Source organism: Jannaschia marina (assembly GCF_013404595.1).
Lineage (GTDB): Bacteria > Pseudomonadota > Alphaproteobacteria > Rhodobacterales > Rhodobacteraceae > Jannaschia > Jannaschia marina.
In genome coordinates this window covers 139653-153550 of sequence record NZ_JABVAX010000007.1, presented here as the reverse complement: position 1 = coordinate 153550, position 13898 = coordinate 139653, and the positions used below count along the sequence as shown (strand labels likewise).

Sequence of the window (13898 nt, the reverse complement as noted above, 5' to 3'; positions counted from 1 at the left end):
AGGTCTACCGCGCGATCGGCCAAAAGGCGGGATCGGCGGTGCGTTCAGGCGACGTCCGCGAAGACCTGATCGAGCGCGCGAGAAAGCTTGTCGAACATCTCTTCCATCTGCGCGTCGGTCAGGATGAACGGCGGGCAGAGCACGATGGACTGGCCGAGCGGTCGGCAGATCAGACCGTGGTCGGTGCAGGTATTGGCGATCCGCTCCGAGACCGACAGATGCGCCTCGAACGGTGTTTTCGTGGCCTTGTCCCGCACCGCTTCGAGGGCCCCCATCAGGCCCCGACCGCGCCACTCGCCGATATGCTCGTGCGCGGCCAGCTTCGCCAACCCCGCCTCGAACCCGGGGATCAGGCGGTTCACGTTGTCGAGGAGGCCGCCCTCGGTCACCAGCTCGATCGCCTTGAGCGCGATGGCGCAGCCGACGGGATGGCCGGAGGCGGTGAAGCCGTGGGGAAATTCCTCGATCACGTCGGTCGCCCGCTGCAGCCGATCGGACAGCTCCGGCCCGAGGAGGATGGCACCCATGGGGAAATAGCCGGCCGTCAGCGCCTTCGAGGAGATGATGGCGTCGGGCCGGAAGCCGTAGCTCTCGCACCCCCAGAGCGCGCCGGTGCGTCCGAAACCGGTGATGACCTCGTCCGCGATCACGGGGATGCCGTGCGCGCGCAAAACCGGCAGGATGGCGTCGAAGTAGCCCGCGACCGGCGGGATCACCCCGCCCGCGCCCTGGACGGGTTCGGCGAAGAAGCCGGCGATGGTGTCGGCCCCTTCGCGCGCGATCATCTCTTCGAGCTCGGTGACGAGCCGGGCCAGGAAATCGGCCTCGCTCTCGCCGTCGCGCCCCTCGCGCCAGTAGTGCGGGCAGGTCAGATGCAGGAAGCCGGGCAGGGGCAGGCCGAAGACGGAATTGTAGGGCTTGCCCGTCATCGAGGCCGAGACGGCGGTGACCCCGTGGTAGGCGTTCCCCCGCGTGATGATCTTGCGCGCCTGCGGCCGGCCCTCGGCGGCGTGCAGGAACCAGAGCATCTTGACCATCGTGTCGTTCGCCTCGGACCCGGAGTTCGTGTAGAACACCTTGCCCGTCTCGAAGGGCGAGACCTCGATCAGCTTTTCGGAGAGCATCACCGCCTGGTCCGACATCCGCCCGAAGAAGGCGTGGTAGCCGGGGAAGGTCTCGTACTGGTCCTGCGCGGCGATGGTGAGCGCGGGGTGATCGAAGCCCGCGATCATGTTCCAGAGGCCCGAGTTCGCATCGAGGTAGCGGTTGCCCTCGGTGTCGATCACGTAGGGTCCGTCGCCGTGGGTCAGCACGACGGTCCCGCGGTCGCGGATCGACGGCAGGTCGGTGAAGCCGAAGAAGCTGTGCGCCTTGGCGCGGGCATCCCAGGAGTTCGGCAGGCTGGTGTCGGGCATCGGGCAACCTCTTGAAGACGTGGCGACGTTACGCCCGGTCTGCGGCGGCGTCCATCCGTCACGACGGGCCGCGAGGCGCGGCCTTCCTGCATCACATCGCATCCAATCGGCCCGCAGGTCCGGGGCCGTCGTTCCCTGGGCGCGGTCGGCGGGGCAAGATGCGTGCGGCGGAGGATTTCAGATGACGACGACGTTTTTCGGCGCGATCGCCGATGACTTCACCGGGGCGACCGACCTCGCCGCGATGCTCGCGCGGGCGGGCGTGCCCGTCACCCTGCGCATCGGTCTGCCCGAGGCGGCCGCGGCGACCACGGCGACGGCCTTCGAGGTCATCGCGCTGAAGATCCGGACGACCCCGCCCGAGGAGGCCGTGGCCGAGGCCCGCACCGCCTGCCGCTGGCTGCGAGAGCGCGGAGCCCGGCGGCTCTTCTGGAAGTATTGCTCCACCTTCGATTCGACGCCCCGCGGCAACATCGGTCCGGTCGCGGATGCGCTGATGTCGGAGATGGGGCTCGACCGGACGGTCCATTGTCCGGCCTTCCCCGAGAACGGGCGCCGCGTCTTCATGGGCAATCTCTTCGTGGGCGACCGGCCGCTGCACGAAAGCCCGATGAAGGATCACCCGCTCACGCCGATGCGCGACGCGAACCTCGAGCGGTTGCTCGCACCGCAGGTGCAGCGGCAGACCGGCCTGGTGCCGTTCCCGACGGTCCGGCAGGGCGCGGAGACGGTGCGGGACGCGCTGGAGCGGCTCTCGGGCCACGTCGTCCTCGACGCGGTGGAGGATGCCGATCTCGCGACGCTGGCCGAGGCGATCCACGACATGCCCCTCGTCTGCGGCGGCTCGGCCATCGCGCAGCCGTTGCCCGCTCTGTGGCGGGCGGCGGGTGCGATGGGGGCGACCGACGACAGCCCCCTGCCGGAGGCGGGGTCGGGGCAGATCGTTCTCTCGGGGTCCTGCTCGGCGATGACGCGGGCGCAGGTCGGTCGCTATCTCGACCATGCCGTTGGCTACCGTCTCGACCCACTTGAGCTGGCCGAAGGCGGGTTCGGCGACGCGCGGGCCTGGCTGCGGGCGCAGGATCCGGCGGCGCGCAAGATCATCTATGCCACCGCCGAGCCCAAGGCCGTCGCCGCCGTGCAGGAGAAGCTCGGCGTCGGCCGGGCCGGGGCGCTCGTGGAGGATGCGCTGGCGCAACTCGCGCAGGATGCGCGGGGCCTCGGTATCCGACGGATCGTCGTGGCGGGCGGCGAGACGAGCGGGGCGGTCACCCGCGCGCTCGACGTCGACCGGCTGCGCATCGGGCCCGAGATCGCGCCGGGCGTGCCGTGGTGCTTCGCCGGCGACGGGCTGGCGCTCGCCCTGAAATCGGGTAACTTCGGGGCCGAGACCTTCTTCGACGACGCCTTCGCCATGCTCGACGCCGGCACGGCGGCACCCGCGGCATGATCCGACAGGCCGTCGCACGTACGGTAGACCTCGCGCAGCGGCCCAAATAGGCTCCGCCCCATGAACGAGCATACCTGTCCCAACTGCGGCGCGGCCCTGCCCGAGATCTTCGCTCACGCGCGGATGATCAACTGCGCGTTCTGCGGCTCCTCCGTCGTGCGCGAGGACGATGTGCTCCGAAAGGCCGGCGAGGCGGGCGAGATGCTCGACGCGCCGGAGCTCATCTCCATAGGCCGGGCCTTGCGCCTGCCGCAGGGGCAATTCACGGCGACGGGCCACGTCCGCTACGACTACGGACGCGGCCATTGGGACGAATACCACGGTGATCTCGACGGCGCGCTCGTCTGGGTGTCGGTCGACGAGGGCGATGTCGCGCTGCAGCGGCGGCTGGAGCCGGCCCCTGCCGGGCGCGAGGCGTTCCGCGTCGGCGCGGAGCTGACGGCGAACGGCCTCGCCTTCACCTGCACCGAGGTCTCGAACGCGACAGCCGTCGCCTTCCGGGGGCAATTGCCCGAGCCGATCGTGCTGGGCGACACCCATCTCTACGCGAACTTCGCGGGCCCGGGCGGGGCCATCGCCTCCGGCGAAAGCTGGGACGGCGGTTCGTCCTGGTTCATCGGCGAATGGATCGACCCCTTCGAGGTACGTCCGGCATGAGCGACGCGACCCGGTCCATCAACTGCACCAACTGCGGCGCGGGGCTCGAGGTGCTCGGCGGCGGGCGCGTGACCACGCAGGTCTGCGGCTATTGCGGAGCCGCGCTCGACGCGAACGACGCCTATCGCGTGCTGGAGGTCTGGGACGGGATGGAGCGGCCGTCGTCTCCCTTCCGCCTCGGCATGAGCGCCGAGATCGACGGCGCGACCTATACCATCATCGGCACGCTCGGCATGCAGGAGGAATACAAGGGCCGCTACTGGGACTGGGTCGACCATCAGCTGTTCTCGCCCACCCACGGCTATGCCTGGCTGACGGTGGAAGACGGCTTCTGCGTTCTCACCCGCAAGCTGCGCGACGGGCCGATGGGCGAGTTCCTCACGCCCACCGAGGTCAGGCGCGCCAGCAGTCCCCCGCGCGTCGCGTGGAAGGGCACGAGCTACCGCTACTACTCCACGACCAACTGGGAGACGAACTACGTCGAGGGCGAGTTCAACTTTCGTCCGAGCCGCGGACGGCGCGGCACCACGGTCAGCGTCATGTCCGACGACCCGAAGGACGGGATGCTGCACTTCCTGATGCCCGAGGGCGGTGACGAGCGCGAGATCGAGCGCAGCCATCTCTGGCCCGAGGCACCCGCGGCCTTCGGCGTCGACCGCGCACCGCGTCCCCACGGGCAGCATCCGTTGCAGGACATACGGCCCACGTTTGGCCCGTTCATGATCGCCTGGTTCGCCGGCCTTTCTGTCGTCTCCGTGATCCTGGCCTTCGTGGTCCTCGCGATCCAGCCGGGGCCGACGCGTCTCTATTCGGGCGCACCGACCGAGATCCCCTCTGAGCTGGGCTTCACCGTCACGGACACGTCGAAGCCGGCCAGTCTGGTGCTGCGGCAGAGCCTCAACAATGCCTTCGCCGGCTACGAGGTGAAGATGACCGGCCCCGACGGAAAGGTACTGGCCGACACCTATCGCGAGATCAGCTACTACTCGGGCGGCTCCGGCGACGATGCCTGGTCCGAGGGCAGCCGCCGGCAGAGTCTCAACTTCGTGCCGGAAGCGACCGGTGACTACACCGTCGCCGTGACCCGCGACGAAAGCGCGACCCACCCGGCGAATTTGCGCATCACCTTCGAAGAGGGGCGGCGCAACTCCTTCTGGCTCTGGGCGGTCGCCTTGCTCTTCGCGGTGGTCGCCATCGCCATTCCCTTCTTCGGCCTGTCCCGCCGCGCCGGGCGGTGGAAGGGCTCTGACTGGCATTCGGAGGACTGACGCGATGGGACTTGGACGCATCTTCATAATGGCTGCTTCGCTCGCGCTCCTGTTCGGCGCGGGCTGGGCCAGCTTCGCCAGCGTCGGCGTCGCCGTCAGCCGCGACGTCGGGGCCGCCGCCGTGGCGCGCGGCACCTCCGTCCGTCGCAGCTCCGTCGGCGTCGGCAACACCGGACGCCTGCGCGTCAAATGAACACCGCCCGCCGGGCACAACACGGGAGACACCCATGACCGCCTTCGACGGCATCCTCTTCTCCGAGATCGTCTCGACGATCTTCTACACCTTCTTCGGCCTCGCGCTTCTTCTGGCCTGCTGGTGGCTCATCGAGCTCTTCACGCCCTTCTCGCTGCGCAAGGAGCTCGAGGAGGATCAGAACACCGCCGTCGCGATCGTGATGGGGGCGCTCTTCCTCGCGCTGGCGATCATCATCGCGGCCATTCTCCAGACCTCGTGAGCGCGCGCCCGGCGGGGCGGAGCGGTGCCCCCCGCGCGACGCAGGTCTGGCTCCTGGTGACGACCCTCGTAGTCGCCGTGGCCGGCCTCATCTACGAGCTGATCGCGGCGACCGTCTCGTCCTACCTCCTGGGCGATACCGTCCGGCAGTTCAGTTTCGTGATCGGCATCTTCCTTTCGGCCATGGGCGTGGGCGCATTCCTGTCGCGCTACGTCTCGGATGCGGTCACGGGCTTCGTGCGCGCGCAGATCGGCCTCGGCCTCATCGGCGGGTTCGCCGCGCTCCTGACCTTCGCCGCCTATGCCCTGACCGAAGCCGTGGCGCTGCCGCTCTACGGCTCGCTTTTCGTCATCGGCGCGCTGTCGGGCATGGAGATCCCGCTTCTCGCGCGCATCCTCGCCGGCATCGGCGCGGGCCGCTTCCGGTTCGAGAACGTGCTCTCCTTCGACTACCTTGGCTCGCTCCTCGCCGCGCTGGCCTTCCCGGTGCTGATCGTGCCGCACCTGGGGCTCATCGCCGCGGGCCTCGCCTTCGGGCTTCTGAACCTTGCCGTCGCCGGGGGTACGCTCTGGCTCTTTCGCGCGCAGCTCGGGTACGGCACGATGGCCGCCTGGGGCCTCGCCACGGCCCTCGTTGGCGGTGCCCTCCTCTGGTCGAGCCCCATCGCGGGAGCGATGAACGCGGCGCTCTACGATGACGAGATCGTCCTCGACACGCGCTCGACCTATCAGCAGATCACGGTCACCCGCTTTCGCGATCGCACGCGCCTCTACCTCGACGGGGCGATCCAGTTCGATACCGTGGACGAGGCGCGCTACCACGAGTTCCTCGTCCATCCCGCCATGGCCCAGGCCCCGCGCCGCGCGCGCGTGCTCGTTCTCGGCGGGGGCGACGGCATGGCCGTGCGCGAGGTGCTGCGCTGGGACGACGTGGAGGCGGTGACGCTCGTCGATCTGGACCCGGCGGTCACGGCGCTCTTCCGTGACCGCGACGACCTCGCCGCGCTCAACGATGGTTCCCTGCGCGATGCGCGGGTGGAGGTGGTGAACGCGGATGCCTTCGCCTGGGTGCGGGACGGGACGGATGCCTACGACGTTGCCATCCTCGATCTGCCCGACCCCAAAAACCTCTCGCTTTCAAAACTCTACAGCGTGGAGTTCATGCGGCTTCTGAAGCGTCGCCTGTCGGCGCAGGGCGTGATGGTGACCCAGGCCGGCTCGCCGATGTTCGCGACCGAAGCCTTCTGGATCGTGGCCGAGACCGTCGGACAGGAATGGTTGTTCACCGCTTACCATTCCTACGTGCCGAGCTTCGGCCTCTGGGGCTTCGTGACGGGGCGACCGGAGGGTATGGTCTCGCGCGCGGCACCTCTGCCGGAAGGGCTCGAGGTGCTCACACCCGGGTCCTACGCTGCGGCGCAGGTCTTCGACGCGGGGACGGGGCCGCGCGATGTGCCGCCGAACACGCTCTCGACCCACCCGCTGCCCCGCGCCTACGAGGCCGGCTGGACCGCCTGGTTCCGCTAGGCGCGAAGACTTTTCCCGCGAAAAGTCTTCTCACCGCTCCATCGGGATCGTCACGGGACCGTCGTTCACCAGATGCACCGCCATATCCGCGCCGAACCGCCCGGTCTCGACCGGGACCCCGGCGGCGCGCAGGGCCTCCACGAAATGCAGGTAGAGACGTTCGCCGTCATCGGGGCCGGCGGCGGCGGAGAAACCGGGGCGGTTGCCGGAGGTTGTGTCGGCCGCGAGCGTGAACTGGCTGACGACGAGGGCCTCGCCGCCGGTGTCGTGGACCGAGCGGTTCATGCGCCCCGCGTCGTCGCGGAAGATACGCAGCTTCGCGATGCGGGTGGCCAGGGCCTCCGCATTCGCCTCGCCGTCGCCGCGCATGGCGCAGACGAGAACGAGGAGGCCCGGACCGCAACGTCCGACGACTTCGCCCGCGACCTCGACCCGGGCTTCGGAGACACGCTGGACGACGGCCTTCATCGCGGCGAGCTCACAATTCGTGCGCCCAGGGCGGGTTCGCCCCGGCGCGGCTCACGGTGATCGCGGCCGCGGCGACGCCGAGTGCGAGCGCATCGCGCAGGTCGCCTTCCGTCGGGGCCGTGCCCGCGCGCAGCGCTCCCGCCCCTTGCAGCCCGGCCAGCAGCCCCGCGTTGAACGTGTCGCCTGCGCCGACCGTATCGACCACCTCGACCGATCGCGCCGGCACCCGCACCTCGCCCGCCGCGGTGAGTGCCCGCACGCCCCGCGCGCCTTCCGTCAGGCAGATCACACGCGGCCCGGCAGCGAGCACCTCGGCCTCGGTCTGGCCGAGCCACGCGAGGTCCTCGTCCGACAGCTTCACGATATCGGCCACCGCGAAGAGACGGGCGAGGCGGGCACGGAAACGGGTTTCATCGCGGATGAAGCCCGGCCGGATGTTCGGATCGAGCATGATCGGCAGGCCGGCATGGGCGAGGGCCAGCGCCTCGTAGGCGGCGGCACAGGGTTCGACCGCAAGGCTGATGCCACCGAGGAAGAGCGCCTCGACCCCGGTCATGTCCGGTGCGTCGCCGTCGGTGAGCATCCGGCCGGCCGTGCCCTCGTCGTAGAAGGCGTATTCGGCGTGACCGTCGGTCAGGGTGACGAAGGCGAGTGTCGTCGGCCGGTCGCTCACGGCCGTGCGGTCGACGACATCCGCCGCGGAGAGCGCGGCGGTCAGCTGCTGACCGAAGAGATCGGAGGAGAGGCCGCTGTGGAAGGCCACCGGCGCCCCGAGCCGCCCGAGCGCGATCGCCGTGTTGAACACCGCCCCGCCGGTCGCGGGGTAGAAGCCCGGTCCATCGGCCGTCTCGCGCGGCAGCATGTCGATCAGGGCCTCGCCGGCGCAGAGGATCATCGCGTCTCTCCCATGGTTGCCGCGTGGTAGCGCGGGCCGTCGGGCACGCCAAGCAAAACCTTTCGCGCGTAAAATTCTGTGCCGCTCATCCGCCGTAGAGCGCGGCCGCGATCCCGACGACGATCAGGAGGGCGAGCAGGGCGAGCGCGATCTTTATCTTGGAGTAGGGACGTTCGCCCTGCACCCGACCGGTCTGGCCGTTGACGACGAAGCGGTAGCTTTCGCCCCGGTACTTGTAGGCGGCGACCCAGACCGGGAGCAGCACATGCTTGAAGGTGACGTCCGACAGGCGCGTGTCGATCCGCGTGATCCGCTGCTGATCGCCGCCGATGTCCATGCGCACGTCCCGGGCGATGACGGCATCCATCCGCGCCCGCGCCTCGGTGAGGCCGGCCTCCAGGTCGACGCGGTAGGCCTCGGCGCGGAAACCGGCAAGATATTGCGGCGCGTAGGGGGCGAGGGCCGAGAGATCCCAAGGCTCCAGCGCGTCTGTGTGCGACTTCGGCAGCGATGTGGAGGCCAGCACGACCACGTCGTCGAAAAACCGCCGGACCCGCCCTGAGCGCGGCGTCCAGCGCACCTTCGCCACCTGCACGCGCGTCCGCTTGCCATCGCGCATGACGGTCTGCGTCTCGTAGTAGATGTCGCCGCGCTGGCCAGAGTAGCTGCTCTCGGTGTCGGCGTCGAAGGTCCAGAAGGGCACGTAGATGCCCGCCATCTTCTGGCCCTTGCGCGCGTATTTCTGCAGGCCCGAGGGTGCGAACCAGAGGTTGCCCAGCCAGTCGTCCATCGCCTTGTGGGCGGCCGCCTCCTGCAGGTCGAAGGGCACGACGGCGGCGGGCTTGATGTGGCGGTTCGTGCCCGTGCCGGTGACGACGGGCGTGGCGCAGAAGGGGCATTCGGCGGCGTGGATCGCCGGGTCGAACTCCACCTGCGCGCCGCAGTTGGGGCAGTCGAGAACCTTCGTCTCCTCCTCGAGCGCGCCGCCCGCGTCGAGGCCCTTCTCGATCGCGATTTCCCGAATCGTCCCGCCGTCGCCCGCGCCGAGTGCCGTGACGTTGCCGCAGTGATCGCAGGTCATCGCGTCGCGGCCGGGGTCGAAGCGCATATCGCCGCCGCAGGCATCGCAGGGGAATCGGTGTTCCTCGGTCTTCGGGACTTCGGGCGGGCGATCCGGCTCGGGCAGGGGGACGGAGGGAACTTTCACAAAAACCTCTGGAGGAATTTCGGAGCCATGATGCGGAGGGCGTTGTCCCGCAGATGGTAATGGCGCCAGACATGATAGGCGGCGTGAAAGGCGACGATCCCGCCAAGGATGTAGAACTCGACGGTGTGCAGCGTGCCGACCCACTGGTTCGCCTCTGGCAGGCCCATGGGCGGGGCGATGGGCAGGATCGTTCCGGCGAAGAGGATACGGCTCGCCGTCAGACCCAGAAGGAACCCCGTGAGCGCCACGCCGAAGAGGCCCCAGATGATCGTCAGGTGCAGCGGTCGGTGGATGCGGCGGGCCAACCCCCGAAGCTTGGGCCCGGGGCGCGAGGCGAGACCCTGCCGGACGAGCGAGATCGTCCAGATCAGGCAGCCGGCGACGAAGATCAGCCCGAAGATCGAATGCAGCTTGATCCAGACGCTGCCCCAGCGGGCGACGTCGGGCGGCGTGACGAGGAGGAACCAGATGAAGAAAGGCACCATCGTCCAGTGGAGCGCCTTGAGCCAGGTACGGCGCGGGATCGTCACGGTCGGGTGGCGAGGGGCCGGCCCCTCGCACTCCCCGGAGGACTTGCAGCAGGAAGAGGGTGGCGCACGTGCATCGCCGCGTCGCTCCGCCTCAGATGCCCGGCGGAGGCGGGGGCGGCATCACCGTGAAGAGCTGCGCGAGTTCGGCGACGTCCTCCGCCTTCATCCAGCCATCCTGGCCTTGCGTCCAGACATAGGTTTCACGCGTGACCTCGCCGTCCGTGACCATGCGCCCGAGGCGCGCCTTGGAGAAGGGCCCCTTGGTCTGCCCGCCCTCGGCGACGTGCCAGACGTGTTCGACGGGCGGCGGGGGCGGCGCGGCGGCGGCCTTGGGGCGCTGACCGTAGGGCTGTCCGCCCCAGGGGCCGGTCTGGGCCATGGAATTGGCCATGCCCATGCCCATCCCCATGCCGAGGCCCGCGCCCATGCCGGAATTCGGCGTGGTGGCGGCATCCTGCATCGCCTCGGCGGTGGCATATTGCTGATACTTCGACAGATCGCCCAGCACGCCCATGGAGGTGCGCTTGTCGAGCGCCTCCTCCACTGCGGGCGGCAGCGAGATGTTCTCGATGTAGAGCTCCGGCACGACGAGGCCGTATTCGGCGGTCGTGCCCGAGATCTGCTCTGCCACGATCTTTCCGAGGTCGTCGGTGTTGGCCGCCATGTCGAGTACGGGGATGCGCGATCCGGCGAGGGCGCGGGAGGCGGCCTGCACGATCATGTTGCGGATCTGGAACTGGATCTCGTCGCGGGTGAACTCGCCGTCGGTGCCCACGATCTCGGTCAGGAAGAGGCCGGGATCGGAGACCTTGATCGTGTAGGTGCCGAAGGCCCGCAGGCGGACGGGGCCGAACTCGGGGTCGCGCAGCGTGATCGGGTTCTTCGTGCCCCATTTCAGGTCGGTCATCCGCGTCGTGGAGACGAAGTAGATCTCGGACTTGAAGGGCGACTTGAAGCCGTGGTCCCAGTGCTGCAGCGTCGTCATGATCGGCATGTTGTTGGTCTCGAGCATGTAGAGACCGGGCATGAAGACGTCGGCGAGCTGACCCTCGTGGATGAAGACCGCGGCCTGCCCCTCGCGCACCGTGAGCTTCGCGCCGTACTTGATCTCGTGGCCGTGCCGCTCGAAGCGATAGACCAGCGTGTCGCGGGTATCGTCCGTCCATTCGATGACGTCGATGAACTGGCCTTTGATGAAATCCATGATGGGCATGTCGGCTCCTGGGTCAGGCGGGCGTCGCGGCGGGCAACAACTTATCTAGGTACTTAAGGTCGCCCGTGCGACCCATGATGTCGATGAGGATACCCGACAGGCCCCCATCCTTGTCCAGCAGCCAGACGGCCTCGTATCCGCCGTCGGCGCGGGTGGTAAAGAGAAAGAGGCGCGCATCGGTCCCGGGGATGCCGGTCCACTTGGCGAAATTGGACGTCGCCGTGATCTGCGGCTCGAGCCAGTCGAAACTGTCGCCCGGCCCGGTCTCCCGGAGGCGGGCGCTGAACGCCCGGAAGGCATCCGCCCCGTAGCCGTCGGTCAGCGCGAGCGTGGCGACATCCGTGCCGAAGCCGAGCCTGCGCCCGGTCGCGACCGGGCGGGTGCCGCTCACTTCGAGCCACAGAAGACTGTTCGCCCCCGCGTCGTTTGGATGGCTGCGATCCGTCGCCGTCAGGACGCGGGCCTCGGCGGTCCCGGCGGGACCATCCCGCAGAAGCTTGCCGCGCCCGTCGCTCGCGTCGCCCGCACTCAGCCGGCCATCCGGAAAGGAAAGCGTGCCGTGATCGGAACAGACAAGCGCCCGACCCGAGACCTGTCGAAGCCAGGCCTGCGCGGTCCGGTCGCCACCAAGGAGACCCCGCGCTTTGTCCCAAAGGCCCATACAGACCTCTCAGACCGGCCCGGCGCCGCGAATTTCCGTGGCGATGCGGGCGACGATCGGCCGGGCTTCCTCGGCGGACATGCCGACGCGCAGGCGCGGGTCGTAGAGCATCCGAAGGAGTTGTTCGTCGTGGCGCGTCAGGAGGGCAAACTCCTCGTCGTCGTTGAAGATCGACGGTCGCACGGTCGGGTTATCGTTGGCGAGGCCGAGCCCTTGCGCGATTTCCTCGTGGTAACACGACTGACGGAAGAGATCGGGGTGCTCCGCCCGCACGAAGGCGATGGCCGAGACGTAGGCGTTCGGCCGGTCCGAGGACGACGAGGCATAGACCGCGCAATAGGTGGAGCGGCCGAGCGAGGTGATCTCGCGCACCGTCTGCCGCGTCAGCCCCGGTTCGGCGGCCTGGATCTGCGGCCCGAGCTGGCGCTGCTCGTCCACGGTCGCGACGAAGACGTGGTAATTGCCGTTCGAGCCTACGACGCTGATCGGGTGGCCCGTGGCGCGCCGCAGGCGGCTGACGTAGGCCAGGATGCGCAGGCGGTCGGCCCGGCGCGTCTCCTCGGGCACGGAGGGCCCGAAATGCAGCTGGATGCGCACGGGGCGCTCCCACCTGCGCAGCTGCGCGCGGCTCTGGCGGGCGACGTAGCGGCCGCCGACGAGCGTGTATTCGGAGAAGAGGGCGATACGCTCGAAGTTCCGCGCGAGATCGGCCGCCGAATAGGCGACGTTCGTGCCGACGTCCTGCCGCAGGAGCCCTTCTGTCTGCAGCCGGCCCTGAAGGCGCGCGTAGTAGAGCGCGAGCGACCGGCTTTCGTCGGAGCGCGCCGCGCCCGGGGCCGCGTTCACGTTCTGGTCGGGCGCGGGAACGGTACCGCCCGGTGCTGGGGGCGGCGCGCTCGGCTGGCAGGCGGCAAGGCCGGCGGCGAGGCCCAGAAGCGAGAGAAGACGACTTGGTCGCATCAGTTCGCGGGGACCGATGTGGCGGCGGTGTCGCCGACCCCGTCCTTGCGGGCCGAGGCGGAGGCCAGCGTCTCGCGCAGCTCCGTCTCCATCTTCGTCAGTTCCTTCTCCGCCTCCGCGCGGCGGGCCTTGCCCTCGTCGGCGATCTGGAGGCTCTCGTTGATCGTCGCGACCAGGTCTTCGTTGGCCTGGCGCACGGCCTCGATGTCGAAGACCCCGCGCTCCATCTCCTCGCGGACGACCTTGTTGGCGTCGCGCAGGTTCTTGGCGTTCGCCGTCAGAAGCTCGTTCGTCAGGTCGTTGGCATCGCGCACGGCCTCGGCGGCTTCACGTGAACGTTGGATCGTAACCGCTTGGGCCAGTTGGGTTTCCCAAAGCGGAACGGTGTTGACCAGGGTGGAGTTGATCTTGGTGACGAGGCTCTTGTCGTTCTCCTGCACCAGCCGGATCGAGGGCAGCGACTGCATCGTCACCTGCCGCGTCAGCTTCAGGTCGTGAACCCGGCGCTCCAGATCGTCCCGGGCGGCGCGCAGGTCACGCAGCTCCTGGCTTCCGATCATCTTGTCGTCCTCGGGCAGGGCCTCGACGGCCTTCTCCTTGGCCGGGATCGTCTCGCTGTCGAGGTCTGCCAGCTTCGCCTCGCCCGCCGCGATGTAGAGGCCCAGCTCCTCGTAGAAGTCGAGCGTCTTCTCGTAGAGCTTGTCGAGCGACTTGATGTCCTTCAGGAGCACATGCTCGTGCTTCAGAAGGTCGTCGGTCACCTTGTCGATCTGGCCCTGAACCGTTTCGAACTTGGCGATGAAGTTGGAGAAGGGGGCCGCGCGCCCCAGCAACTTCTCCCACCAGGAGCGCTTGCGCCGCACGTCGAGCTCCGAGACGGAGAAGCCGCGGATCGTGCTGACGATGTTGCGCAAGCTGTCGCCCGCGGGCCCGACGTCCTTGTTCTTGACGTCCGCCAGCATCGCCTGGCTGATCTGCTGCAACTCGCTCTGCGCGGCCGAGCCGAAGCTGATGATCGACTGCGTGTTCGTCATGTCGAGCTGGGCCATCCGCGTGCGGATCTCCTCGGCCACGGGCGCGGGGGCCTCAGCCAGCGGCACGATCTCGGTGCCCGGCTCGGCGAGCGTCACGGCGGCGGTCTCGGCAACCTCGGCGGTCTCCTCGGCGGCCTTCTGGCGGGTGATGGTATCCAT

Annotated in this window: 15 protein-coding genes; 6 read left to right on the top strand and 9 right to left on the bottom strand. The window is 68.9% G+C overall.

What is annotated here, in order from left to right:
* Positions 1-44: 44 nt before the first annotated feature.
* Positions 45-1415 carry an aminotransferase gene (locus HSX43_RS13310; RefSeq protein WP_179380631.1) on the bottom strand — a complete coding sequence of 457 codons (1371 nt, stop codon included), beginning with the start codon at positions 1413-1415 and terminating at the stop codon, positions 45-47.
* Between the two features lie 181 nt (positions 1416-1596).
* On the opposite strand from HSX43_RS13310, the gene otnK reads away from it, so the two are divergent.
* The 6 genes from otnK to HSX43_RS13280 are packed head-to-tail and all read left to right on the top strand — an operon-like array spanning position 1597 to position 6771.
* Entirely contained in the window at positions 1597-2865 is a 1269-nt protein-coding gene (gene otnK, locus HSX43_RS13305; RefSeq protein WP_179380630.1) for a 3-oxo-tetronate kinase, read from the top strand.
* Positions 2866-2925: 60 nt separating this feature from the next.
* Positions 2926-3522 carry a DUF4178 domain-containing protein gene (locus HSX43_RS13300; protein ID WP_179380629.1) on the top strand — a complete coding sequence of 199 codons (597 nt, stop codon included), beginning with the start codon at positions 2926-2928 and terminating at the stop codon, positions 3520-3522.
* Entirely contained in the window at positions 3519-4790 is a 1272-nt protein-coding gene (locus HSX43_RS13295) for a DUF4178 domain-containing protein (protein ID WP_179380628.1), read from the top strand. The genes HSX43_RS13300 and HSX43_RS13295 overlap by 4 nt, the downstream gene beginning before the upstream one ends.
* A gap of 28 nt (positions 4791-4818) precedes the next feature.
* Positions 4819-4983, top strand: coding sequence for a hypothetical protein (locus HSX43_RS13290; RefSeq protein WP_179380627.1), 165 nt, complete (start codon positions 4819-4821; stop codon positions 4981-4983).
* 34 nt (positions 4984-5017) lie between these two features.
* Positions 5018-5245: a DUF350 domain-containing protein gene (locus HSX43_RS13285; protein ID WP_179380626.1), complete on the top strand. Its 228-nt coding sequence runs from the start codon at positions 5018-5020 to the stop codon at positions 5243-5245.
* Positions 5242-6771 (top strand): polyamine aminopropyltransferase, encoded by a 1530-nt coding sequence (locus HSX43_RS13280; protein ID WP_179380625.1) that lies wholly within the window; start codon positions 5242-5244, stop codon positions 6769-6771. The genes HSX43_RS13285 and HSX43_RS13280 overlap by 4 nt, the downstream gene beginning before the upstream one ends.
* A 30-nt stretch (positions 6772-6801) precedes the next feature.
* Here HSX43_RS13280 and dtd read toward each other — a convergent pair whose 3' ends face one another.
* The 8 genes from dtd to HSX43_RS13240 form a co-directional block, all read right to left on the bottom strand.
* Entirely contained in the window at positions 6802-7239 is a 438-nt protein-coding gene (dtd, locus tag HSX43_RS13275; protein ID WP_179380624.1) for a D-aminoacyl-tRNA deacylase, read from the bottom strand.
* A gap of 10 nt (positions 7240-7249) precedes the next feature.
* Positions 7250-8134, bottom strand: coding sequence for a carbohydrate kinase family protein (locus HSX43_RS13270; protein WP_179380623.1), 885 nt, complete (start codon positions 8132-8134; stop codon positions 7250-7252).
* An 85-nt stretch (positions 8135-8219) separates the two neighbouring features.
* On the bottom strand, positions 8220-9341 hold the full coding sequence (locus HSX43_RS13265; RefSeq protein WP_407929380.1) for a primosomal protein N' (replication factor Y) - superfamily II helicase: 1122 nt from the start codon (positions 9339-9341) through the stop codon (positions 8220-8222).
* A complete protein-coding gene (locus HSX43_RS13260) occupies positions 9338-9871 on the bottom strand; it encodes a cytochrome b/b6 domain-containing protein (RefSeq protein ID WP_328795368.1) in 534 nt (177 codons plus the stop codon). The genes HSX43_RS13265 and HSX43_RS13260 overlap by 4 nt, the downstream gene beginning before the upstream one ends.
* Before the next feature lie 91 nt (positions 9872-9962).
* Entirely contained in the window at positions 9963-11084 is a 1122-nt protein-coding gene (locus HSX43_RS13255) for an SPFH domain-containing protein (protein WP_179380622.1), read from the bottom strand.
* 13 nt (positions 11085-11097) lie between these two features.
* Positions 11098-11745, bottom strand: a complete 648-nt coding sequence (locus HSX43_RS13250; RefSeq protein ID WP_179380621.1) for a hypothetical protein — start codon at positions 11743-11745, stop codon at positions 11098-11100.
* A gap of 9 nt (positions 11746-11754) precedes the next feature.
* Positions 11755-12705 (bottom strand): DUF2927 domain-containing protein, encoded by a 951-nt coding sequence (locus HSX43_RS13245; protein WP_179380620.1) that lies wholly within the window; start codon positions 12703-12705, stop codon positions 11755-11757.
* Positions 12705-13898 carry a toxic anion resistance protein gene (locus HSX43_RS13240; RefSeq protein ID WP_179380619.1) on the bottom strand — a complete coding sequence of 398 codons (1194 nt, stop codon included), beginning with the start codon at positions 13896-13898 and terminating at the stop codon, positions 12705-12707. Before HSX43_RS13240 ends, HSX43_RS13245 begins: the two co-directional genes overlap by 1 nt.

Bases quoted from the DNA above. Each gene is read 5' to 3' on its own strand.
- HSX43_RS13250 (WP_179380621.1), bottom strand. From the start codon at position 11,745: ATGGGCCTTTGGGACAAAGCGCGGGGTCTCCTTGGTGGCGACCGGACC.
- HSX43_RS13295 (WP_179380628.1), top strand. From the start codon at position 3,519: ATGAGCGACGCGACCCGGTCCATCAACTGCACCAACTGCGGCGCGGGG.
- HSX43_RS13290 (WP_179380627.1), top strand. From the start codon at position 4,819: ATGGCTGCTTCGCTCGCGCTCCTGTTCGGCGCGGGCTGGGCCAGCTTC.
- HSX43_RS13245 (WP_179380620.1), bottom strand. From the start codon at position 12,705: ATGCGACCAAGTCGTCTTCTCTCGCTTCTGGGCCTCGCCGCCGGCCTT.
- HSX43_RS13270 (WP_179380623.1), bottom strand. From the start codon at position 8,134: ATGATCCTCTGCGCCGGCGAGGCCCTGATCGACATGCTGCCGCGCGAG.
- HSX43_RS13310 (WP_179380631.1), bottom strand. From the start codon at position 1,415: ATGCCCGACACCAGCCTGCCGAACTCCTGGGATGCCCGCGCCAAGGCG.
- HSX43_RS13240 (WP_179380619.1), bottom strand. From the start codon at position 13,898: ATGGATACCATCACCCGCCAGAAGGCCGCCGAGGAGACCGCCGAGGTT.
- dtd (WP_179380624.1), bottom strand. From the start codon at position 7,239: ATGAAGGCCGTCGTCCAGCGTGTCTCCGAAGCCCGGGTCGAGGTCGCG.
- HSX43_RS13300 (WP_179380629.1), top strand. From the start codon at position 2,926: ATGAACGAGCATACCTGTCCCAACTGCGGCGCGGCCCTGCCCGAGATC.
- HSX43_RS13285 (WP_179380626.1), top strand. From the start codon at position 5,018: ATGACCGCCTTCGACGGCATCCTCTTCTCCGAGATCGTCTCGACGATC.
- otnK (WP_179380630.1), top strand. From the start codon at position 1,597: ATGACGACGACGTTTTTCGGCGCGATCGCCGATGACTTCACCGGGGCG.
- HSX43_RS13255 (WP_179380622.1), bottom strand. From the start codon at position 11,084: ATGCCCATCATGGATTTCATCAAAGGCCAGTTCATCGACGTCATCGAA.